The 24869-nt window shown below is 35.8% G+C and carries 16 protein-coding genes and 1 pseudogene; 16 read left to right on the top strand and 1 reads right to left on the bottom strand.

What is annotated here, in order from left to right; all coding sequences use genetic code 11:
• Positions 1–56: 56 nt before the first annotated feature.
• The 16 genes from lolB to proS all read left to right on the top strand — a co-directional run bounded on the left by lolB (position 57) and on the right by proS (position 24521).
• A complete protein-coding gene (gene lolB / locus BMW37_RS12595) occupies positions 57–749 on the top strand; it encodes a lipoprotein insertase outer membrane protein LolB (protein WP_177168668.1) in 693 nt (230 codons plus the stop codon).
• Positions 750–879: 130 nt separating this feature from the next.
• Complete coding sequence (ispE, locus tag BMW37_RS12590) at positions 880–1800, top strand: 4-(cytidine 5'-diphospho)-2-C-methyl-D-erythritol kinase (RefSeq protein ID WP_093321745.1); 921 nt, start codon at positions 880–882, stop codon at positions 1798–1800.
• Positions 1801–1968: 168 nt separating this feature from the next.
• On the top strand, positions 1969–3300 hold the full coding sequence (locus BMW37_RS12585; RefSeq protein WP_093321742.1) for an NCS2 family permease: 1332 nt from the start codon (positions 1969–1971) through the stop codon (positions 3298–3300).
• Between the two features lie 36 nt (positions 3301–3336).
• Positions 3337–3936 carry a 5'-deoxynucleotidase gene (gene yfbR, locus BMW37_RS12580; RefSeq protein ID WP_093321782.1) on the top strand — a complete coding sequence of 200 codons (600 nt, stop codon included), beginning with the start codon at positions 3337–3339 and terminating at the stop codon, positions 3934–3936.
• A gap of 221 nt (positions 3937–4157) precedes the next feature.
• Positions 4158–6230: an NAD-dependent DNA ligase LigA gene (ligA, locus tag BMW37_RS12575; protein WP_093321740.1), complete on the top strand. Its 2073-nt coding sequence runs from the start codon at positions 4158–4160 to the stop codon at positions 6228–6230.
• A 531-nt stretch (positions 6231–6761) separates the two neighbouring features.
• Entirely contained in the window at positions 6762–8030 is a 1269-nt protein-coding gene (gene manA, locus BMW37_RS12570) for a mannose-6-phosphate isomerase, class I (protein ID WP_093321737.1), read from the top strand.
• A gap of 57 nt (positions 8031–8087) precedes the next feature.
• Positions 8088–9176 carry a chorismate synthase gene (gene aroC / locus BMW37_RS12565; RefSeq protein WP_093321734.1) on the top strand — a complete coding sequence of 363 codons (1089 nt, stop codon included), beginning with the start codon at positions 8088–8090 and terminating at the stop codon, positions 9174–9176.
• A gap of 71 nt (positions 9177–9247) precedes the next feature.
• On the top strand, positions 9248–10120 hold the full coding sequence (gene mepA, locus BMW37_RS12560; RefSeq protein WP_093321780.1) for a penicillin-insensitive murein endopeptidase: 873 nt from the start codon (positions 9248–9250) through the stop codon (positions 10118–10120).
• Positions 10121–10129: 9 nt separating this feature from the next.
• The gene (locus BMW37_RS12555) at positions 10130–11023 is read left to right on the top strand and encodes an EamA family transporter (protein WP_093321733.1); all 894 of its coding nucleotides are present in this window, start codon (positions 10130–10132) and stop codon (positions 11021–11023) included.
• 42 nt (positions 11024–11065) lie between these two features.
• Positions 11066–11854: a TSUP family transporter gene (locus BMW37_RS12550; protein WP_093321777.1), complete on the top strand. Its 789-nt coding sequence runs from the start codon at positions 11066–11068 to the stop codon at positions 11852–11854.
• Between the two features lie 133 nt (positions 11855–11987).
• Positions 11988–13382, top strand: a complete 1395-nt coding sequence (trpCF, locus tag BMW37_RS12545; protein ID WP_093321730.1) for a bifunctional indole-3-glycerol-phosphate synthase TrpC/phosphoribosylanthranilate isomerase TrpF — start codon at positions 11988–11990, stop codon at positions 13380–13382.
• A gap of 188 nt (positions 13383–13570) precedes the next feature.
• Entirely contained in the window at positions 13571–14473 is a 903-nt protein-coding gene (gene yhjD / locus BMW37_RS12540; protein WP_093321727.1) for an inner membrane protein YhjD, read from the top strand.
• A gap of 92 nt (positions 14474–14565) precedes the next feature.
• Positions 14566–20655, top strand: coding sequence for an alpha-2-macroglobulin family protein (locus BMW37_RS12535; protein WP_093321724.1), 6090 nt, complete (start codon positions 14566–14568; stop codon positions 20653–20655).
• Positions 20656–20744: 89 nt separating this feature from the next.
• Positions 20745–21809, top strand: a complete 1065-nt coding sequence (gene rfbB, locus BMW37_RS12530) for a dTDP-glucose 4,6-dehydratase (protein WP_093321721.1) — start codon at positions 20745–20747, stop codon at positions 21807–21809.
• A gap of 76 nt (positions 21810–21885) precedes the next feature.
• Positions 21886–22755 carry a glucose-1-phosphate thymidylyltransferase RfbA gene (rfbA, locus tag BMW37_RS12525; protein WP_093321774.1) on the top strand — a complete coding sequence of 290 codons (870 nt, stop codon included), beginning with the start codon at positions 21886–21888 and terminating at the stop codon, positions 22753–22755.
• Positions 22756–22793: 38 nt separating this feature from the next.
• Positions 22794–24521 (top strand): proline--tRNA ligase, encoded by a 1728-nt coding sequence (gene proS, locus BMW37_RS12520; RefSeq protein ID WP_093321719.1) that lies wholly within the window; start codon positions 22794–22796, stop codon positions 24519–24521.
• Between the two features lie 133 nt (positions 24522–24654).
• Here the strand turns inward: proS and BMW37_RS12515 are convergent.
• Positions 24655–24869 (bottom strand): annotated as a pseudogene (locus tag BMW37_RS12515) (hypothetical protein); the annotation flags it as partial.

Raw genomic sequence — 24869 nt, 5'->3', positions numbered from 1 at the left:
ATTTTGAAATATTAATTAGAAAAACACAACTCAACTCGCTTATGAGGAAAATAAGAATGTTATTAGTTTATAGTATCCGCAATACCCTACTATTACGCACCAACGCTAAAAGAGCCGCAGTCATGCTCCTGTTATCCTCTTCTTTCATATTATCTGGATGCGGAATTTTCAACCAAGAAACTAAACCTAATGATATTATTATAGATGTATCTAATAACGTGGGTTGGCAAACTCACCAAAAAGCACTTAAACAATTAACCCATTACACTACAAAGGGTAATTTTGCATATATTGCACCTGATATGCGACAATCAGCAAGCTTTTTCTGGGAACAAATTGATAATGATACCTACCGCCTTTTATTACTCAATCCATTAGGTCAGACAGTTATCTCTATGAATGTAACAGCACAGCAATCTGAACTAATTGACGATAAAGGTACAAGTCACTTGCATTCTAATCCACAACAAGCGATTAGAGATTTAGCACAAATGGATATACCAATCGATAACTTAAGACTCTGGATGCTTGGATTACCAGGTGAAGCCACTGATTTAATATTAAACTCAAACAATTTACTTGAGAAAGCTACTTTTATTGATCCAAACACTCATGCTAAATGGCAAATTAAATATCTCTCATACAATACAAATATGACGCCTTCCTTACCTAGCAATTTAGAAATTGAACAGGACATTAATGGTGAAAGTTTGAGAATTAAATTAAAAATCAACAGCTGGAATCTTTAATCTTAAATACACTGAACTAAGTGATATTTTTTTAAAATTTCGCTTATGCATTGCATACTATTCATTTAAGCTAGCGATAGTAACCCTCTAGCTTAAATCTTTCTTTAATTTATTCACATAGGTATACCAAGTGCCCTTAAGACTATTATCACCTGCAAAAATAAACTTATTTTTATCCATTACCAGCCAGAGAGCGGATGGGTATCATAATCTTGAGACATTGTTTCAATTATTAGATGTAGGGGATACTTTAACTTTTGAGGCAAACTTAACTAATATGAATAAGGTTGATTATTCTAAACAATACCCTGCAATCAACCTTACCTATAGCAAACAAACTCTGAATAACCCTTTCACTCAGATTTTGTCTTCCCAACCATTAGCGTCAAATCTGATTATCAAAGCTGCTAATCAATTAGTGATATATGCAAAGGAAAATCAATTAACCGAATCACTTTGTGATATTGCGATAGAAATAGACAAAATTTTACCCATGGGGGCTGGACTTGGGGGTGGGTCATCAAATGCAGCTGCTACACTTCTAGCTCTGAATCATTTATGGAAGTTAAATATAAAAAAAGAAGTCCTTGCAAAAATTGGATTAACAATTGGAGCTGACGTTCCTATTTTTATTGAGGGACATAGTGCCTTTGCAACTGGAGTTGGCGAAATCATTACGCCTGTTAGCCTAGAAGAATCTTGGTACTTACTGATTTTTCCAAACACGTCTGTTTCTACAGGTGAATTGTTTAAAGACCCTAATCTAGTTCGCACATCTTCCCCTAAAACATATGAACAATGGCAAAACTGCGCTTACTATAATGTATTTGAACCGCTAGCACGTCAACACTACAGTGAAATTGACAAAGCAATAACTTGGCTAAGTCAATACGCAGATACAAGAATGACAGGAACAGGATCAACTATATTCGCTAGATTTGAGTCCAAGTCATCAGCACAAGCAATATTAGATTTAGCACCCTCAAATTGGTGGGGGACCATAACAAAAGGGATGAATAAGTGGAATCCATTATCTGGTATTTTACCTTAATATTGCTAACTGATAACACATTGAATAAAAAAATCAATTTTAGATTGGTTCATTTTAATACCACAATTTAACTAGTCATAGCGGCAAACTTGACGCTATAATCATGTCTATACCTGAGATAGCAGCTCGCATACTCTTATTATTTTTAAGTTCTTTTAGGATATTTTTATGAATGCCACATCACCTTCTTCAACCCAACAGAATGTTTTAGACCGTTTTTTTAAATTAAGAGAAAATAATACCAGCATTAAAACTGAAATAATTGCGGGTATCACAACCTTCCTAACAATGGTCTATATTGTTTTTGTTAATCCTAGTGTCCTAGGAGCTGCAGGTATGGATACCCAGGCAGTTTTCGTCACTACAGCAATCATCGCGGCAATTGGCTCTATTTGCATGGGTTTATTTACCAACTTGCCTGTTGCACTAGCCCCTGCGATGGGCCTTAATGCATATTTCGCATTTACTGTCGTCGGCAAATTAGGCTATCCTTGGGAAGTTGCCATGGGTGCTGTATTTTTAGGATCTGTAGGTTTATTTATTTTAACGGTCGCTAAGGTACGTTATTGGATTATGAATTCAATTCCATTATCGTTAAGAGTCGGTATTACAAGCGGTATTGGTCTATTTATTGCGTTAATTGGATTTAAAAATGCAGGGATAGTCATTTCTAACCCAGCTACTCTTGTAGAAATCGGACACTTTACCAGCATATCCTTTTTATTAGGTTTTTTAAGCTTTTTTATCATCGTGATTTTAGCGGCTAAAAAAATTCATTCAGCAGTATTAATTTCAATTATTATTACCACTCTCATCGCGTTGATTGTAGATCCTAACGTTAAATTTATGGGAGTTGTCTCCTTACCGCCTGATATTACGAGTGTTGTTGGTAAAGTTGACGTAGCTGGTGCCCTAGATTCTGCTCTAATTGGTGTTATTTTTGTTTTTATGCTCATTAATTTATTTGACTCTTCTGGTACTTTAATTGGCGTCACATCAAAAGCTGGACTTGCAAAAACTGATGGCACATACCCAAATATGCAAAAATCTCTTTACGTTGATAGTGCAAGTTCAATGGCTGGTGGATTATTAGGAACGTCATCTGTCACAGCCTATATTGAAAGCTCTGCAGGAACGTCAGTAGGCGGTCGAACCGGTTTGACATCGGTTGTTGCGGGTCTTATGTTCATTTTAGTTTTATTTTTTTCACCTTTAGCTGGCATGGTTCCTTCTTACGCTACAGCAGGTGCGCTAATTTATGTTGGTGTTTTAATGACATCAAGTTTAATTGAGGTTAAATGGGATGATTTATCAGAATCTGTACCAGCATTTATCGCTGCGGTCATGATGCCATTTACCTACTCAATTACTGAAGGCGTTGCCTTTGGGTTCTTTAGCTACTGCATTATGAAAGTTGGAATGGGTAAGTTTAAAGATATCAACCTATGCGTCTTAGTCGTATCAATTCTTTTTTTAGCAAAATTTATTTTCATAGGTTAATAAGCAATCAATATGAGTCACACACCCGAAAACAAGATAGACAAGAGCCATTTTATGGCTCATATCTCTAGACTTAAACTCATTAATCGCTGGCCATTAATGCGCAATGTTAGAACTGAAAATGTTTCTGAACATAGTCTACAGGTGGCATTTGTAGCGCATATGCTAGCGGTGATTAAAAATCGCTGTTTTGAAGGTAATATTAATGCGGAAAAAGTTGCACTTTATGCTATGTACCATGATGTGAGTGAGGTATTAACAGGGGATATGCCAACTCCTATAAAATACTATAACCCACAAATTGCCATAGAATATAAAAAAATTGAGCAAATTGCGGAACAAAAAATGCTATCAATGCTCCCTGCCCCTCTGCAACAAGATTTTGCGTGGTTATTAAATGTGGATGCTGTTGATGAAACCATTTATGGCATTGTAAAACAAGCTGATACATTATGCGCCTACTTAAAATGCTTAGAGGAATTAGCTGCAGGCAATAGTGAATTTTCACTCGCAAAGACTAGGCTTGAAAGCACTTTGGTAGAAAGAAGCAGCCCAGAAATGCAATATTTCATGGATGTTTTTGTCCCTAGTTTTACTTTAAGTCTTGATGAAATAACTGAAGATTCTGGATTATAAAGATTTGATAAAGTAATAAATAAAATGACTTAATTTATCTATGCCATAGTCATAAGCTATCACATAGTAACGCATCAGAGTATAGTCGTTTTTGTACAAAACTAAATTAGGGCGCTATTAATTTAATTCTAAACTAATAGCGCCAAAAATTACGACACTTAAAAATACATAAACCATTAAAATATAAATAATGATAATTGCTTTCAAATGGGTACCGGATAATGAAAAATTTGACTGAAGTACACGCAAATTTAGAACAATTAAAAAAAACATTGCGAGATTATGAATATCACTACCATGTATTAGATACACCACTAGTTCCAGATAGTACCTATGATAAACTATTTGATGAGCTGATAAAAATTGAAAAATTACATCCAGAATTGATTACAACAGACTCCCCGACTCAAAGAGTAGGAGCAAAGCCTCTCTCTTCATTTTCTACTATCACACATGAACTTCCTATGCTTTCTTTAGAAAAGGCATCATCCGAGGAAGAATTTTCGGCATTTTTTCAAAGAACCCAGGAGCGTTTAGCCACACTTGGTAGTACAGACACGACATTTTGCTGTGAATTAAAACTAGACGGATTAGCAGTGAGTTTGCGCTATGAACAGGGAATATTAACGCAAGCAGCTACTAGAGGAGACGGGGCGACTGGTGAAGATGTTACTTTAAATATCCGCACAATTAAATCGATCCCACTTAAACTATCTGGAGATAATTATCCTGAGATTCTAGAAGTGAGAGGCGAAATTTACATGACCCATGCAGGGTTTGAAGCGCTCAATATACAACTTGAAAAACAAACAAAAAAAGATCAAGTTGCAAAATTATTTGCTAATCCTCGTAATGCTGCAGCTGGTTCCTTAAGGCAACTCGACCCTACTATTACTGCAAAGCGTCCACTTACCTTTTGCGCTTATGGAATAGGAGTTGTTTCGGGTGATTCATTAACTAATCACCCCCTAGAAGACACCCATTATGGTAGACTACAGCAACTAGCTAAATGGGGGCTCCCTATTAATAAATGGGTTAAGCAATTAAATCAATGTGATGCAATTTTAGCCTATTTTAAAGAAATTGAATCCGAGCGTCATTTACTTGGTTTTGATATTGATGGCGTTGTCGTTAAGGTAAATAGCATTGCACTACAAGAAGAACTAGGATTTGTCTCAAGAGCACCAAGATGGGCCGTTGCTTATAAATTTGCAGCACAAGAAGTAACAACTAAGCTACTTGATGTAGAGTATCAAGTAGGCAGAACTGGGGTCATCACGCCTGTCGCTAGGCTAGAACCAGTTGAAGTCGCTGGGGTTATAGTAAGTAATGCTACCTTACATAATCAAGATGAATTAATTAGATTAGATATACATCAAGGTGATACTGTAACCATTCGAAGAGCAGGTGATGTGATCCCTAAAATAGTCAGCGTTATTCCAGACAACCGACTTAAAGATGCCAAACCAATTATATTTCCAAAACAATGTCCGGTGTGTGGGACAGATTTAGTGCAATCAGATACTGAAGTCGCTATCAGATGTCCTGCAGGTAGCAAATGCGCAGCGCAAATAAAAGAAGCATTAAAACATTTCGTTTCAAGAAAAGCATTAGATATTGATGGTTTTGGTGATAAATTAGTAGAGCAACTTGTTGACAAACAATATATTGAAACACCTGTTGATATATTTAGATTAAATCGAGGGATATTAGCTAACCTTGATAGGATGGGTGAAAAATCAGCCAATAATATTTTAGAAGCGATTGAAAAATCAAAAACGACCACACTTCCAAGGTTGCTGTATGCACTAGGAATTAAAGATGTGGGCGAATCTACAGCTTTAAATTTAAGTAACCATTACTCAACCTTTGATGCAATTATGCAAGCAAACGAAGATTCATTAAAAGAAGTGAATGATGTTGGTGAAGTGGTTGCGAAAAATATTGTGCAATTTTTCGCTAATCCTGAGAATAAGCAAATTGTTGAAACACTTTTATCTGCTGAAATAGGTGTGACATACACTCCTATTATACAATTAGCCGTTTCTCATATTAAAGAAAATCCATTTTTAGGTAAAACTGTTGTGCTAACAGGTTCACTGTCTATACTGACTCGTGATGAAGCCAAAATCAAATTACAAAATCTTGGGGCAAAAGTAAGTGGGAGTGTTTCTAAAAAAACAGACATTGTCATTGCAGGTGAAGCTGCCGGTAGCAAATTAGCTAAAGCAACAGAGCTTGGTATAGAGGTTATTGATGAGCAAACTTTCCTGAATAGAGTTAATGATCTCTAATCTTCGAGCGATGCTTAGTTTAGTTTGTCGTTAGTAAAAGTTTAATTATCAATCTATGTATAAAGCGTAGATTGATAATCCACCCAATTCATGATTATTTGATGAACTAATTTAATAACCAACAAGCAACATTTGAATTTGTATTTGCGCTTATATGAATATCACATTAGCAATATTCAATTTGTTAAGCAAATACTTAAAAAAACCTGTCTGATAATCAGCTTTACCCGTTTAAGCAATATGCCTATTTAATATTCCCATGTAACTATCATATTTGTCAGATAGTGATTAGGCATTTACTTTTAGAATATTGCCATTAATACTTATCAAGTATTAATGGCTTCGCATCATGGTATTACTATTTGTGTGAATGCTTTGATTAGCTAACTAAAGTGAGTATAATGTCAACTTGTCATATTTTAGGTTTTACGCTCTATATTTGTAATCAAATTCAACCTACCTATCCTCACTTTCATTGATAAATTGTAAGGAGAAGAGGTCTTAACTAATTATCTAGCCTAGGAGTTATTTGTGTATAAGTTACATAATACTATTCAAAATTATGCATGGGGTAGTAAATCTGCCTTGACTGATTTATTTAATATTAAAAATACCGAATCTCTTCCTATGGCTGAAATATGGATGGGAGCGCACCCTAAAAGTAGCTCAAAGTTGATTTCAGATAACCAATCCAATCCAATTTTATTTAGCCAATCTATGGCAACTCAATCTGTTGAGCCGAATAACATGATCTCATTACGGGATTACCTTGCAGAAAATCTTGAAGGTCACTTAGGAATAGCGGCAGCAAAAAAATTTGGCGAGTTGCCTTTTTTATTCAAAGTACTTTGTGCAAATGAACCGTTATCAATTCAAGTTCATCCCAATAGAGACGCTGCAATAAAAGGATTTAAACGTGAAAATGATGCAAATATTCCATTAGACTCTCCTATTCGTGATTATAAAGATCCTAACCATAAGCCAGAGCTCATTTATGCGCTAACCGATTTTATTGCTATGAATGCATTTAGAACGCTTGATGATATCTCGGAGTTATTAACACCACTGTCTGATATACATCCTTTAATTAAAGTGTTCCTAACTTCACCTTCTGAACAAGCACTTGCAACTTTATTTGAAGGACTACTCAAATTAGAAGGCGATGAAAAACTCACTACTTTAGCCCAATTGAAACACACTTTAAAACTCAAATTAACAAAGCTTGAAACCTTGAGTAAAAACCACCATCTGACTTGGCAAACGCTTGGATGGATTGCTGAGATTTATCCTGAAGATGCGGGTTTGTTTGCACCATTGCTGTTAAATGTTGTTCAATTAAAACCTGGTGAGGCTATGTTTTTATATGCCAATACCCCGCATGCTTATCTAAATGGCACAGGTCTTGAAATCATGGCCAATTCGGATAATGTTTTAAGAGCTGGTTTAACTCCTAAAAACATTAACTTACCTGAGCTAATGGCTAATTTAGAGTTTATGCCTAAGCCCATTAACTCATTATTAATGAAAGCTAATAGAGAAGGTATGGCATCAGTCTTCCCTATCCCTGTTGACGATTTTGCATTTGCCATCCATACCCTGAAATTGGAACAACCTCAAGAAATAAAACAAACCAGTGCTGCAATTTATTTTTGTATAAAAGGACAAATTGAGATAACAAATCAAAGAGATTCAAAACAAATTCAACTCAACCCTGGGGAGTCTTGTTTTATTTCTTTATTGACGCCAGATATCTGCATCAGCGGTGAAGGGGTTATTGCACAAGCATACTACCCGGTTTAATTTTTTGCTAATACAATAATAATTAACAGCATTTAGAATGATAAGGAATCAATATTTATGGCAGGCAATAGTATAGGTCAACTCTTTAAAGTAACCACATTTGGGGAATCTCATGGGCTTGCATTAGGATGTATCATTGATGGCATTCCACCTGGCATGTCATTAACTGAAAGTGACATTCAGCATGATTTAGACAGGCGCAAACCTGGAACTTCAAAATACACAACACAGAGGCGCGAAGCAGATCAAGTAAAAATTCTATCGGGTGTGTTTGAAGGAAAAACAACAGGCACCAGCATTGGATTATTAATTGAAAATACTGACCAACGATCTCAAGATTACGGCAACATCAAAGATCTTTTTCGCCCTGGCCATGCCGATTATACATACGAGCAAAAATATGGCATTCGTGACTACCGTGGTGGTGGCCGCTCTTCAGCAAGAGAAACTGCAATGCGTGTTGCGGCTGGAGCGATTGCAAAGAAGTATCTTTTTGAACAGTGCGGGGTAACGGTAAAAGCTTTTTTATCTCAAATGGGTGAAGTTAAATGCGATTTAAAAGATTGGGATTATGTTGAGCAAAATCCATTTTTTAGTCCCGACCCAGAAAAATTTGACGATTTAGATAGCTTGTTGCGTGAATTAAAAAAATCAGGCGATTCAGTTGGTGCTCGTATAACAATAGTTGCAGAAAATATACCTGTCGGTTTGGGTGAACCTGTTTTCGATAGATTAGATGCTGATCTTGCCCATGGATTAATGAGCATAAATGCAGTGAAAGGCGTTGAAATTGGTGACGGTTTTGCTGTCGTAAATCAACGAGGGAGTGAACATAGAGACACCTTAACTCCAGATGGCTTTACAAGCAATCATGCAGGCGGAATTTTAGGGGGAATTAGTTCTGGTCAATCCATTATAGCGCATATTGCCTTAAAACCCACATCAAGCATTACCACCCCAGGAAAAACGATTGATAGAACAGGTCAAGAATCTGAGATTATTACTAAAGGGCGCCATGACCCTTGTGTTGGTATAAGGGCCGTTCCAATTGCTGAAGCCATGGTTGCAATCGTTTTATTGGACCATTACCTAAGACATCGAGGGCAATGTGCGGATGTTCAGTCTTTAGTGCCTAAGCTAAAATAATGTTTTTTTTCATTTCGAAATTGCGAGCTAAAATTATTAACCTATTATGCAGAGGCAATTTTTTTAGCTTAATGGTTCGTACCCTAAAGCATATTGTATGGATAGGCTGTTTTTTGGGCTTTAGCGCTATTACCTTCACTAGCCAAGCTAAGCCAACTTTTTGGCAATCACTGACATCTCCGATTGATGGTCTAAGTGAATCAATCGGCGGGTATTCAAATGGTTGTATTATTGGGGCTAAACCATTAAATAATAACTCTGAGCACTACCAAATTTTGAGAATGCAAAATAACCGTTATTATGGACATCCAGAACTGATTCGCTACATTGAAGACTTTACAAATAGAGTAAATATGAAATCCTTAGGTTGGGTATTAATAGGCGACATGTCAATGCCAGGTGGAGGAAGATTTGATTCAGGGCATGCTAGCCATCAATCTGGATTAGATGTTGATATTTGGCTGCAATTACCAAAATCACCTTGGCATGAAGAAAAACTTAAACACCCTACCCCACTCTCATTAGTAAATGATGATAATAGAACAATAATAAAAGAAAAATGGCAAAAAAGTATTTATGACCTAATAAAAATTGCCGCTAGTGATGAAAGGGTCGCACGAATTTTTGTCAATCCAGCAATTAAAAAACAATTATGCATCGATGCGACTCTTTTCGGTGAAAACGATAGAACTTGGTTAAGAAATGTTCGGCCTTGGCACTATCATCAATACCATATGCATATTCGCTTAAACTGTCCTGTTGGTGAGCCTGATTGCCAAAATCAAGCTCCTATTCCAGCAGGGGATGGATGTGGTAATGAGCTAGAAAGCTGGTTTAATCCGAAAGAAAAATCAACAAATGAAAATCAAACTGATGATAAACAAAACAAGACACCAGCAATACCCGAACGTTGTGAATTAATACGTCAACATTTTAGCGAGTAGAGGATATTTATGTCACTTACACATTTTTCTTTAGCTCTATTAGTGACATTTATCTGGGGAACAAATTTTGTGGTTATCCATTTTGGATTGCAATTTTTCCCTCCCTTTCTTTATGCTGCTTTAAGATTTGTTTTTACTTTTTTACCCTGGTGTTTTTTCTTCAAAAGACCCAATGTACCTTGGCGTTTTTTGTTAGCAAATGGTATTTTCCTTGGAGTGGGACAATTTGGGTTCCTATTTTGGGCATTGCAAGGACATATCGCCCCTGGAATTGCATCTTTAGTTGTACAGTCTCAAATATTTTTTTCTTTAATTCTAGCATTTTTAATATTCAAGGAAGTCCCAAATAAATTCCAAATTCTTGCACTATTAATCTGTGTTATAGGTTTCACTTTAATTGCCTCCGATAATCAAAATAGTGAACAAACTAACATCACAACATTAGGTCTCATTCTTGCATTAATGGCAGCCTTCTCTTGGGGCTGCAGTAATATGGTTGCAAGAAAATTAGGCAAAGTTAACATGATGAATTTTTTAATTTGGGGAGGACTTTTCTCTTGCATTCCTCTTCTGGGAATGTCATTTTGGTTTGATGGCAGTAAGCTAATATTTGAATCTATACAGAATGCTAATTTTGCTGCTTGGTTAAGCGTGCTTTGGCAGTCAATTGGCAATACTCTACTTGGTTTTGGAGTATGGTTTTGGTTAATCAAAAAATATGACACCGCTACTATCGCTCCCCTATCCCTTCTCGTACCGGTTTTTGGAATGCTTTCAGCTTATTGGTTATTAGATGAAAAATTAACAACTGTCGAGTTAATAGCTGCTTTTCTTATAATGCTTGGATTGGGCGCAAATATTTTGATAACTCAAATAATAAAAAAACAAAATAAAATCGAATAGATAGATTCAACCTTTAACTGAAATGAGGAAAAAATGGATTTAATGAATTTTATTTTTAATAGCGAAACACTTTGGTTACTCTTAGCGCTTTTTAGCATTGCATTAATAGCAGGCTTTATCGACTCAATTGCTGGTGGTGGTGGCCTCATTACTATTCCTGCACTATTAGCACTTTCTGGCTTGACTCCAGCTGAAGCCCTTGCTACTAATAAACTTCAAGCCGTTGGAGGTTCGTTTTCAGCTAGTTTATATTTTGTTAGAAAAAAAACAATCGATCTATGGCAATGTAAATTTCTCATTTTAACCACCTTCATAGGTGCAATTATTGGTGCCTCTTTGGTTCGATTTTTATCTAAAGAAGTATTAGAAACCTTACTTCCGATTCTCATTATTGTCGTTGGTTGTTATTTTCTTTTTTCTCCAAAAATTGGGGAAAAGGATCAAAAACCAAGGTTAAGTTATGCATTTATGGGACTTATTACGGCTTTAATCGGTTTTTATGATGGCTTTTTTGGACCTGCTACAGGGTCTTTTTTTACTTTAGCATTCGTGACTTTAATAGGATTTAATCTTATTTCAGCCACTGCGCATGCGAAAGTCATGAACTTTACGTCAAATTTTGGTAGCCTACTTTTCTTTGCTTTTACCGGAAACATCGTTTGGCATATTGGTTTGATAATGTTATTGGGGCAAGTAATCGGGGCAACTTTTGGGGCGAGAATGGTCATATCTAAAGGTCATAAATTAATAAGGCCAATGCTAGTTATTGTCTCTTTTTCAATTAGTGTAAAACTTTTATACAATAACTATGCTCACTTTTTTTTAAATTAATTACATCTTAGGCTTAAGACTGAAACTAAAGTTATTGACGCTGAACACAGTTTTACATAGAAAAATATATATAATCTATTTAATCAAGTAACTACTACAATTAATCAGTACCATCTTAAAAAGGAGAGCAAATATGGGATATGTAATAACTGAAACACTAAAAGGAACGGTATTAGAAAAAATTTTAGCAGATAAGCTAAACTGGTTGGAGAGCCATAAAGCAAAACTACCTCTCAAAGAGTTTGAAGCTACCCTTACTCCATCTAACCGGGATTTTTATCACGCATTTAATAAAAATCAAACTCAATTTATTTTAGAATGCAAAAAAGCTTCTCCTTCTAAAGGGTTAATACGTGAATCTTTTGATATTGAAAAAATTGCGCTGACTTACCAATCTTATGCGAGTGTAATCTCAGTACTAACTGATGAGCCTTACTTTCAAGGTGATTACCATTTTTTGCCTAAAGTCAGTGGATTAGTCAAACAACCTATCTTATGCAAAGATTTTATTATAGATGGTTATCAAATTAAGCTTGCAAGGCATTTTCAAGCGGATGCCATTTTATTAATGCTTTCAATTTTAGATGACCAGCAATACAAAGCATTAGAAAGCATTGCACATGAATTAAGCATGGGTATTTTAACAGAGGTCTCAAATGAAACTGAGCTGCAAAGAGCTATCAATTTAGGTGCTAAAGTAATCGGTATTAACAACCGCGATTTACGTGATTTAAGTGTTGACTTAAGCACATCATTAAAATTAGCACCTACAATACCAAATGATAGAATTATCATAAGTGAATCTGGCATTCGTAATTACTCTGATGTAAGAAGACTTGCTAAGTTTGTCGATGGATTTTTAATTGGTAGTGCTCTTATGGCAGAAGATGATCTTGAAGGGGCAATTAAAAAAATTATTTTAGGTGCAAACAAAGTTTGTGGTTTAACGCGTGCTGAAGATGCAAAAGCTGCCTTTGATGCAGGGGCCATATTTGGTGGACTGATTTTCGTACAAAATACACCAAGACACATTAATACGAGCCAAGCTAAAAATATTATTGCTGGGGCACCATTAGCTTACGTGGGTGTGTTTAGAAATGATAACATTGATCATATTGCATCAGTTGTCAAAGAACTAAATTTATCAGCTGTTCAATTACATGGCCATGAAAATCAAGCTTACGTTACCATGCTAAGAAAAAAGCTCCCCTTAGAGTGCCAAATTTGGAAAGCGCTCAGCATTGAACATAAATTACCAGAGCGTGACTGGGAACATGTTGATAAATATGTTTTTGATCATGGCCCTGGTGGTTCAGGACAGACTTTTGATTGGGCCGTATTTAAAGGACATGAAAATGATAATTTAAATAATGTTCTATTAGCTGGTGGATTAAGTCCTGATAATTGTAAACAAGCCGCTGAATTTTATTGTGGTGGATTAGATTTTAACTCTGGTGTTGAAAATAAGCCAGCCCTTAAAGATGCTGATAAGATACGGACAGTATTTACAAATTTAAGAGATTATTAGTGATCCAAATTCCCTTCATTTTTGATAATCTGAAGGGAATCGGTTTTCATTATAATAATTTTATGAACATCTTTAAATTGAGGTATAATAGGCCTATTAAATTTCAAATCATAAAGAGTAAAATACATTAATCAACAAAGTATGTGCGATGAGATTTTCTTATTAAATAAGAGGTTAAGTAAAAAGGAATGCTACAAACAATAAAAAAAGGGATCAATTTATTTTTAGCATTACCAGTTATATCTCATCATATTAAAGCATATCAAAGATTTGATGAAAGAATGGGGATGCAGCTCAGTGCTGGGATTAGTTTTTTTTCGTTTTTATCCCTAATTCCGGTATTAATGATTTCTTTTGCTGCACTTGGCTCTTTTTTGATAAGCAATCCTGAATACTTAGACCAAATAAAAGATAAAATTGTCACTAATATTGGCGACCCTAACTTAGCAAATACACTTAAAAATATAATTGATACAGCTATTAATCAAAGAACATCTGTTGGATTAACTGGGCTTGCGATTGCTTTTTATTCAAGTATCGGCTGGATGACAAACTTACGAAAAGCGATTCGATTTCAAACTCGTGAAAGCTTAGTTTTGTGTCAAGAAACTTCACCATCATTATTAAAACAATATCTAGGAGATTTCATTTCTCTGGTGGGGTTAGTTTTTGCAACTATAGCAACTATTTTAATCAGTTCATTTGCCATTTCAAAACAATTATGGCTAGTTGATTTTTTTGGTTTACAAAATAGTATTTTTTTACAGTATATATTGCGTTTTTTTACTCTGAGCATTTCCTTAATTGCTAATTACGCTGTTTTTCTTTGGGTATTTATCTCGCTGCCAGATAAAAGACCTAAGAGAAAAGCGCTGTTTAGAGGAGCCTTACTAGCTGCGATTGGATTTGAAATAATCAAATATGGAATGACTAAATTTTTACCCTTATTAAGTGCATCACCTTCTGCAGTCGTATTTGGTTCCGTATTAACTTTGATGATGTTTTTTTATTTGTTTGCAATTTTAACACTCTACAGTAGTGCTTGGATTGCCACATCAAATAATAATGAATCTAACGATAAAGAAAAATAAAAAATCGTATTAAAAAAATTTGCCTATATCTTTCTCAATTAGGCAAGTGTAATCAAATTAATTTCATGTCTATTTAATTTTTGGGGATCAAAATGGATGTATTACGTTTTATTATAGGCTTGCCTTTTTTGTTTGTACGCTTAATATTCAAAATTGCAGGTCTAGTACTGAAGGTATTTTTTGCCATTTTGAAGCCGATTATTGGTCAAATTAATTGGCAGATCCCTAATTGGTGGACTCATTGCGTCAATATTTTCAATAAATGTGAGCAAAATGCTAAAAAGCATGCATTAAAAATTTTTATCGCTATGATTGTTTTAAGCCTTACAGCATTTGGTGCATGCTATCTTTATGTGCAAGAACAAAATAGACCTGCACCTATTCCCCCTGTTACGATTAACATTACCGAAGTTAAATATGATGTATACAAACCTTCTTATCCATATGATGATAAACAGTATTTAGAAATAAACTTCACTGATACAAATGGCTACGGTGCTGTAAGTGCCGCCCCTATTGATAAAGTTGGGTTAGCGATAACAGAGGGAATAGAAATAGTACCTAATCTTAAAGGTGAATGGAGATGGATTAGTGATCATTATCTGAAATTTACTGCTGATGAGAATTTTGTTCTTGGCAAAGAATATACGATTAATTTAAACCCTAGTAAACTTTTAGCTGAAAATACTCAACTTGCGAATAAAGAAGATTTATCTACTTCTTTCACTATGCCTTACTTTTATACTGAAATAACCGATAAAACGTTATCTCATAATCCGGAAACAAATGAACGCAATGCTATATTTACAGTCAATTTTCCTGTACCAGTAGATAAAAATAGCTTTGAAAAAAATATTGATTTAACTATTCATTATCCAAACAACAAAAAAAACAAACTCACTTACACTGTTGAATATGATTCTGAATATCAAACCGTTGCTTACATCAAAAGTCAAGGAATTCCATTAACAGATGAAACGGGCAACCTCGTTTTAACTTTGAATAAAGATATAAAAGGTGCGACACACTCCTTAGCTCAACCTGATAAACAAACTGGCTCATTAAGCATACCAGATAGATTTGGATTAATACTTTCAGAAGTTAGAGCTGAAACTGTTACTGATGGCTTAAAGGACAAACAACTTCTAAATGTCATATTTAACGATCCTATCAAGCAAGAGGATTTTAATAAAGCTGTCACTATATGGTTATTACCAAAATTCCCAACAAATTTCAGTCAGAAAAAGATTCAGGAATGGCTAGATGCTGGATATGAGAATTTTAATTATAGTGATGAAACTATCAGCGATGCTGATCTGAATGAAAAAATAACTTTTAAGCGCCCAGAATTTGAAGATGATAGTCCTCAAATTGCATTTCCATTAGTGATTGATGCGCCTGCAAATAGATGGGTCTATGTACAAATTAAATCGAGAGATTTAAAGTCAGCGAATGGCTATTTCATGCGTAATGACAGTAGTAGCATTGTCATGACAAACAGTCTTTCTAAAAAATTAACCTTCACCAGTGAAGGTTCGATTCTCCCGCTAAGTGGTGAAAAGAAACTAGGAATTACAACTCGCAATCACCCTGGCGCTCAAGTTGAATTGTATAGAATTAGACCTGAACAACTTCAACATTTTGTATTTCACAAAAGCTCAGAATTTGATTCTTGGTTAGAGTATGATTATGACTATGATTCGGATCAATTAGCGCCAAGATTGGGTGACTACTTCACAAAATTCATACAATTTAATACGTATAAATCTGAAAATGTGTTGTTTGATAGCATTGATTTCAAAAACTTTTTGAGCCAAGATCAGTCGCATCCTAGAGGCGTATTTATTGTTAAATTACGCCCTTGGAGTGGTGAATCAGATGAAATTCAACCCACACTTGCAGCGCCATTTAAAGATTTAGATTGGCTTGACTATGATTGGTATACACGAAGCAATCAAATTGATGGGGCAATCCCAAAAGAAGCAGTGACTGATGAGCGCGTGATAGTGGTGACTGATATCGGAATTATCACCAAACGTAATATCGACCAAACATGGCACCTTTTTGCACAATCCATCAGTAAAAATACTCCAATTGCTAATGCTAAAGTTAGCGTGATAGCGGTCAATGGTAGCACTTTGTTATCAGCTACTACAGATGAAACTGGGCACGTGCATTTACCATCTCTAGCTCATTTTGTTCATGAACAGAAACCAAGTCATTTCTTAGTTGAATCTAGCGGTGATTTTTCATTCTTACCTGTTTTTTATAGCCATGATAGAATGTTAGATTTTTCTAGATTTGATATCGGTGGTGAATCCCATGCAAGGGATAAAAAACAACTATCAAGCCATCTTTTTTCAGATAGAGGAGTCTATCGCCCTGGAGATACGATTAACATTGGTTTAATTACTAAATCAGCTGACTGGACACAGTCCCTAGCCGGCATTCCTCTTCAAGTTGAAATTTATGATCCAAGATATGTAAATGTTGCTACCAAGCATATTACACTTGATGAAGTTGGTTTAAATGAAATAAGTTACACGACGGCAGAAAATTCACCAACAGGTGAATGGCGTATTGAATTACTTGTCCCATATGACAAGGAAGATGAAGATAGTAATCTTCAGTTATTGAATTCAATTTCAGTCAATGTTAAAGAATTTGAGCCAGATAGATTAAAAGTTGATGTTAAACTTTCTAATAAAACCAAAAATAAAGGTTGGATTAGTCCTAATACCTTGTCAGCTGAAGTTAATGTCCTAAATCTATTTGGCACACCAGCTGAAGAGAGAAGAGTTACCTCTGAACTCACGCTAAAACCTATCTACCCTTATTTTGATAGTTATAGCCAATTCCAATTTTATGAAAATACCCCTAATAGGGATGGTGTAGTTGAACAACTCATGGAACAACTCACTGATGAATCAGGACATGTTTCTATACCATTAAATTTAGATAGTTATGCGCCTGGTACCTATCAAATGAATGTATTGGTCGAAGCCTTTGAGGCAGGAGCAGGTCGTTCTGTCGCTGCAACTAGCCATGCATTAGTTTCCCCATATGAGTATTTAGTTGGTTTTAAAAATGACCAAAATTTAAGTTTTATCAATCAAGCAAGTGACGTAAAAATTAATCTGATTGCGATTAACCCTGAACTTGCAAAAATTGAACTGAAAGGACTCAGTGCAGAACTTTATGAACAAAAATATCTTTCTGTTTTAGCTCAAGATAGATCAGGTGCTTATCGATACGAATCAAAATTAAAAGAAATAATGGTTGAACAAACTGATTTTGAAATCACCAATGAAGGCACTTTCTTCGCATTAAATACACAAAAAGCAGGTGACTACGTATTAGTTGTAAAAGATGATTCAGGACGAGTCCTGAACCGAATAAACTATACGGTAGCAGGTAATGCTGATATCTCTAGGGATTTAAATCGCAATGCAGAACTTCGAGTAAAACTGGATAAATCCACTTATAAACGAGGCGAGCCAATTACTTTATCCATATCAGCACCATATGCTGGTAGTGGTTTAATTGCAATTGAACGTGATAAAGTATACAGCTGGAAATGGTTTAAAAGCGATTCAAATAGTACAGTACAAACCATTACGTTACCTGAAGATATCGATCTTGAAGGTAATGCTTATGTAACCGTACAATTTATTAGAGATATAAACTCTCCTGAAGTCTTTATGAGTCCGCTTAGTTACGCTGCCCTACCGTTTAAAATTTCTTTAGACGATAGACGCTCTGAATTTAATGTAACGGCGCCTAAGAAATTAAAATCAGGTCAAACTTTATCTATGGAAGTCACAACTGACTCTCCTCAGCGAATCATTCTATTTGCGGTAGATGAGGGAATATTACAAGTAGCTCGCTACAAACTAGCCGATCCACTTGATACCTTTTTCAAAAAACGGGCTTTAGAAGTTAAAAGTGCTGAAATTCTAAGTTTAATACTACCCGAATTTTCTAAGCTTAATGCCTACATTGCAGCTGCAGGTGGTGATGGCGCTGATTTAATGGACTTACATCTCAATCCGTTTAAACGTAAACGTGATAAGCCTGTTGCCTATTGGTCTAGCATTGTAACGGTTGATGGTAAGAAAACATTTGAATATGAATTACCAGACTATTTTAATGGTAACATCAGAATTATGGCTGTCAGCGTCTCAGATTCAACAATGGGCATAGCTCAAACCTCAACAATTGTCAGAGATGATGTCATTTTAGTGCCAAATGCACCAACAACGGTAGCACCAGGTGATGAATTTGAAATAAGTGTTGGTATTTCTAATAATCTGGAATCTGATAAAGCGACTGACATGCTCATTAATTTAGAGACTTCATCTGAGTTAACGATATTAGGTGAGCCTATCCAAAAATTATCAATAAATTCAAACAGAGAAAGTTTTGTGACCTATCGCCTACGCGCAAATGATGAACTTGGCGGTGCGCTAATTAACTTCAATGCTGAATATCTTGATGAAACAGGCGAGGCCAATAAAATCAAACGAACTATTGGAGTATCAGTCAGGCCAACTGAGCCATTTAGAACACAAATTCAGATGGGTAGAATGGATGGAAAGACCCAATCGGTGTCAGATATCCGTTCCGTGTATCCTAATTTTGCACAAAATGATGCAAAAGCTTCTTATTCACCTTTAATTTTCACTTCTGGGCTATCTAAATACTTGGATAATTACCCGCACCTTTGTACTGAGCAAATTGTCAGTAGAGCTATTCCTCTTGCAGTTCAAAGGCAATACCCAGAATTTTCTGCGGTAAGTGATATTGCTACTATGGATGTAAAACTTGATGAAATTGTCAAAATCTTACAGACAAGACAAAATAGTGAAGGTGCGTTTGGCTTATGGCAGATCCAACAAAATCCAGATCCTTATTTGACGGTTCATGCAGTTACCTATTTACTTGAAGCGCAAGATGCTAATATAGCGATTCCTAACAGCATGCTTAATCAAGCAAATAATTATCTCCGTCAACTTGCAGAAAATGATCGCCTGACCTCTTTAGTCGATTTAAGAATCAGAGCTAACGCTGCGTATTTGCTTGCAAGACAAGGTGAAGTTGTGACCAGTCAAGTCACCAGTATAGAAGACAGATTTAGTAAATATTATTATAATGATCAAGCTGATTTGACTGCCTTTTATTTAGCGGCAACGTATAAATTACTTAAACTTGATGATAAAGCCAATAAACGTATTGAAGAGAATTGGAAAGAAATGTCTAAAGCGTATACTAAAGCTTGGTGGAATCAAGACTACTGGGATCCGCTTGTTGTTGATGCTAATAGACTTTATCTATTAGCTCAGCATTTCCCTGAAAAATTAGAAGATTTGCCTCCACAAGTCCTAGATAATATGCAAATTGCTTTGATGGAAGAACGTTTTACAACCCTTTCATCTGCAATGATGATATTAGCGTTAGATAAATATACGGGCGCGATTGAAAATCAAGCAAATGATTCCGCTAATCTTTCAATTGCAAGAAGCTTTACGAATGAAGAAAAGAATAAGACACTTGAGAATATCTCTTCATTAAGAGGTTTATTAGTATCAGGCACCTTTAATAATGCATTTGATACCCCATTTGCAACCGAAACTATTGAGTTTAATAATAAACTTGATATTCCGGCTTGGTATAGTGTGAGCCAATCAGGTTATGACCATGATCCATTGACTCAATCTATTAGTGATGGACTTGAGGTTTCGCGCTATTTCACAAATGACAACGGTGATGTAATTAACCAAGTTAAGCTTGGTGATACATTAAATGTACATGTTAAAATTAGAGCAAATGCAGAAGAAGGTGAGACATCTGTTGCTTTAATAGACCTCCTTCCTGGTGGTTTTGAAGTTGTTCAACAAACTACGCCACCAAGCGAAGAAGACACAGATAGTGATACTAATGCGTTTAAATCTAGCATTGCAATTAGTCAAACATGGTCAGTAGATTATGTAGATGTTAGAGAAGATCGCGTGTTAATGTACGGTCTACCAAGAAATACTACAGATGAATTTGTATATCAAATTAAGGCAACCAATGTGGGAAAATATAAAGTTCCGCCAGTGTATGCAGAAGCGATGTACAATAGAAGAGTTGTTGGTGTTTCGATTGCAAATGAACCTATGGTTGAAGTTTTAAAACCTTAACATTATAACACCATTTAATTGTTATTATGAAATTTAGCCGTGTTCTCAAGAATAATTGAGACGCGGCACACTAATCATCAGAGGTAAAAATGAAAATATTAGTTACTGGAGGAGCGGGTTTTATAGGCTCAGCAGTTGTCAGACACATACTTAATCACACACAAGATAGTGTCATCGTTGTCGACAAACTTACTTATGCAGGTAATTTAGACTCTTTAGCTATGTTTGAGGGGCATGATCGATATGAATTTATTAAAGCAGATATTTGTGATAGAAAACAAATAGATGATATCCTAACGACCTATCAACCTAAAGCGATTATGCATTTAGCAGCAGAAAGCCATGTAGATAGATCAATTGATGGTCCTTCTGCTTTTATTGAAACCAATATCATAGGTACCTACACTTTATTAGAAGCTGCTAGGCTTTATTTTAATCATTTAAATGAACAAGATAAGGCTTCCTTTAGATTTCATCATATTTCAACTGATGAAGTATATGGAGATTTGCATGGTACTGATGATTTATTTACTGAAACAACACCATATGCACCGAGTAGCCCCTACTCTGCTTCTAAAGCATCAAGTGATCATCTCGTTCGAGCTTGGCAAAGAACATATGGTTTACCCACAATAGTGACTAATTGTTCAAATAACTATGGACCATATCATTTTCCTGAAAAATTAATCCCATTGATTATTTTAAATGCATTAGAAGGTAAGCCTTTACCTGTTTATGGTGATGGTGGACAAATTAGAGATTGGCTATATGTAGAGGATCATGCCGCAGCGCTTTATACCGTTGTCACGCGTGGCGTGATAGGTGAAACCTATAATATTGGTGGACATAACGAACGTAAAAATATCGATGTTGTCAGGGTGATATGTTCATTATTAGAGGAATTAGTGCCTAACAAACCTAATAACATTGCACGCTACGAAGATTTGATTACATTTGTTAAAGATAGACCTGGACATGATATGCGTTATGCTATTGATGCATCTAAAATTGAAAGAGACCTTGGTTGGGTGCCAGCTGAAACATTTGAAAGTGGAATTCGCAAAACAGTTCAGTGGTACTTAACAAATCAAACATGGTGGCAAAGAGTGCGTAATGGTTCTTATGCAGGTGAGCGATTAGGTGTATCATCTTAAAAGATAGATTTTAATTATTTTTAAGTTTAATAAAAAAGAGAATAACAATATGAGCACCATCAACCCACAACAAAATATTAAAGGCATCGTTTTAGCAGGTGGTTCAGGTACAAGACTCCATCCAATTACTAGAGGTGTATCAAAACAATTATTACCTATTTATGATAAACCTATGATTTACTATCCGATTTCGGTATTAATGCTAGCTGGAATTAGAGATATTTTGATTATTACTACACCTGAAGATATGCCCTCTTTCCAGCGCTTACTAGGTGATGGAACTCAATTTGGTATTAAATTATCCTACGAAATTCAACCCAGTCCAGATGGCCTTGCTCAAGCATTTTTAATTGGTGAAGAGTTCATTAATCACCAGCGCTGCGCCTTAGTTTTAGGCGATAACATTTATTATGGGCAAGGTTTTGCTGATAAGCTTGCGCAAGCAACTTCTAGAGAGTCAGGTGCGACTGTTTTTGGTTATCAAGTCATGGATCCGGAAAGATTTGGAGTTGTAGAGTTTGATGGTCAATACAAAGCCCTTTCTATTGAAGAAAAACCCGCTCAACCTAAATCTAACTGGGCAGTGACGGGTTTATATTTTTATGATAAAGATGTCGTTGAAATGGCTAAACAAGTTAAACCCTCACATCGTGGTGAATTGGAAATTACGACACTAAATCAAATGTACTTAGAAGCGGGTAAACTTAATGTACAGTTATTAGGTAGGGGCTTTGCATGGCTAGACACCGGAACCCATGAAAGCCTATTAGATGCATCACAATTTATCAGCACGATTGAAAAACGCCAAGGTTTTAAAGTAGCCTGCTTAGAGGAAATAGGTTTTAGGCAAGGCTGGCTCACAAAAGAGCAATTAGAGACTGAAGCAAAATCATTGAGTAAAACACAATATGGTCAATATTTACTCCAAATTTTAAAATTTGGTTAATCATCATTTATTATTAAATTACAATTAAGGAATATAAAATGCGCACGTCCAACTATCTTTTAGCTACTCTAAAAGAAACGCCGGCTGATGCTGAAGTAATTAGTCATCAATTAATGCTAAGAGCAGGCATGATAAGACGTCTTGCTTCGGGTATGTACACTTGGTTACCAACTGGATTACGAGTTCTAAATAAAGTTTCTAAAGTCGTTCGTGAAGAGATGAATCGCGCTGGTGCAATTGAAATTTCAATGCCTGTTGTTCAGCCTGCAGACTTATGGATTGAAAGTGAAAGATGGGATGATTATGGCCCTGAGTTACTCCGTTTTGTTGATAGAGGCGATAGACCATTTGTTTTAGGTCCAACACACGAAGAAGTGGTAACTGATTTAATTCGTAATGAAATTAATTCTTATAAACAACTACCAATTAACGTTTATCAAATCCAAACTAAATTTAGAGACGAAGTTCGCCCTAGATTTGGTGTGATGCGTTCACGCGAATTCATTATGAAAGATGCCTATTCTTTCCATACTACTCAAGCATCTCTTCAAGAAACCTATGATGCAATGTATCATGCTTATAGCGCTATATTTACCCGATTAGGTTTAGACTTCAGAGCAGTAGATGCAGACACAGGTTCAATAGGCGGAAGTGCATCTCATGAATTCCAAGTACTTGCAAACAGTGGTGAGGATGATATCGTTTTTTCTACTGAATCAGACTATGCTGCAAACATAGAGTTAGCTGAAGCTGTATGTATAAAAACATCCCCAGATGTTGCAACTGCTGAAATGACCCTTGTTGAAACGCCGAATGCTAAAACGATTGCTGATTTAGTTGAACAACATAATTTGCCTATTGAAAAAACGGTTAAAACACTTATTGTGCTAGCAGATGAAGCCTATACAAAAGAAACAGGACATAAATTAATAGCACTACTAGTGAGAGGCGATCATTCACTCAATGAGATAAAAGCTGAAAAATTACCTGAAATAGCATCTCCTTTAACTTTCGCTAATGAAAATGATATTAAGTCTACAATAGGGGCTGGTGTAGGTTCGTTAGGGCCAATTAACCTACCTTTTCCTATCATCACTGATAGAGCAGTTGCAGTTATGAGTGATTTTGGTATAGGAGCAAATATTGATGGTAAACATTACTTTGGTGTAAATTGGGGAAGAGATTTGCCACTTCCAACCAGAGTTGAAGATATCAGAAATGTAGTGGAAGGTGATCCTAGTCCAGATGGTAAAGGCACGTTAATGATTAAGCGAGGCATTGAAGTCGGTCATATCTTCCAACTTGGAGATGTTTACTCTAAAGCTATGAAAGCTACTGTCCAGGGCGAAGATGGAAAGAATCAAGTATTAACCATGGGATGTTATGGTATTGGGGTAACCCGAGTTGTTGCTGCCGCTATCGAGCAAAATCATGATGAATATGGCATAACTTGGCCTAGTGCACTGGCTCCCTTTGATGTAGCAATTCTGCCAATGAATATGAAAAAATCATTCAGAGTAAAAGAAGTCGCAGAGTCTCTCTATGAACAGTTAAGCAATGCTGGTCTTGAAGTTTTGTTTGATGATAGAGATGAACGCCCAGGAGTGATGTTTGCAGACATAGAATTGATTGGTATTCCGCACACGATTGTTATTGGTGATCGTAATTTAGATAATAACCAAATTGAGTATAAGAATCGTAGAACAGGTGAAAAACAGTTAATTGCTATTACCGATTTAATTGATTTCATCAAAAATCAAAATTAATTGTACCTTTCGCAACACTATTAACATCGAGTAGGGTAAGACGTTACCGTCTTATCCCTCTCACAGAACCGTACGTACGGACCTCGTATACGGCTCATACCAATAAATATCTAACGTTTTTGTTAGACGTTCTTTACTTATACAAGCTTGTTAAGTCAAATAGTTTGAGTTCTTCAAACCATTTATTAGGCATTGCATAATGTGCTAGCGGACTACAAGCGTTCCTCCAGCTATTCATCTTGATAAATTTGAATGTACCTTTGTACCCAAGCTGTCTTAATCGTCGGTGAAGCCTGCTTGGCTTTTTCCAACTTTTAAGTTGAACTGCCCTGAGTCTACGTCTTATCC

The sequence above is a fragment of the Thorsellia anophelis DSM 18579 genome, from assembly GCF_900111395.1.
Classification (GTDB): domain Bacteria; phylum Pseudomonadota; class Gammaproteobacteria; order Enterobacterales; family Thorselliaceae; genus Thorsellia; species Thorsellia anophelis.
Note: the sequence above shows the minus strand (reverse complement) of the source record. Positions and strands in the feature narration are given on the sequence as shown.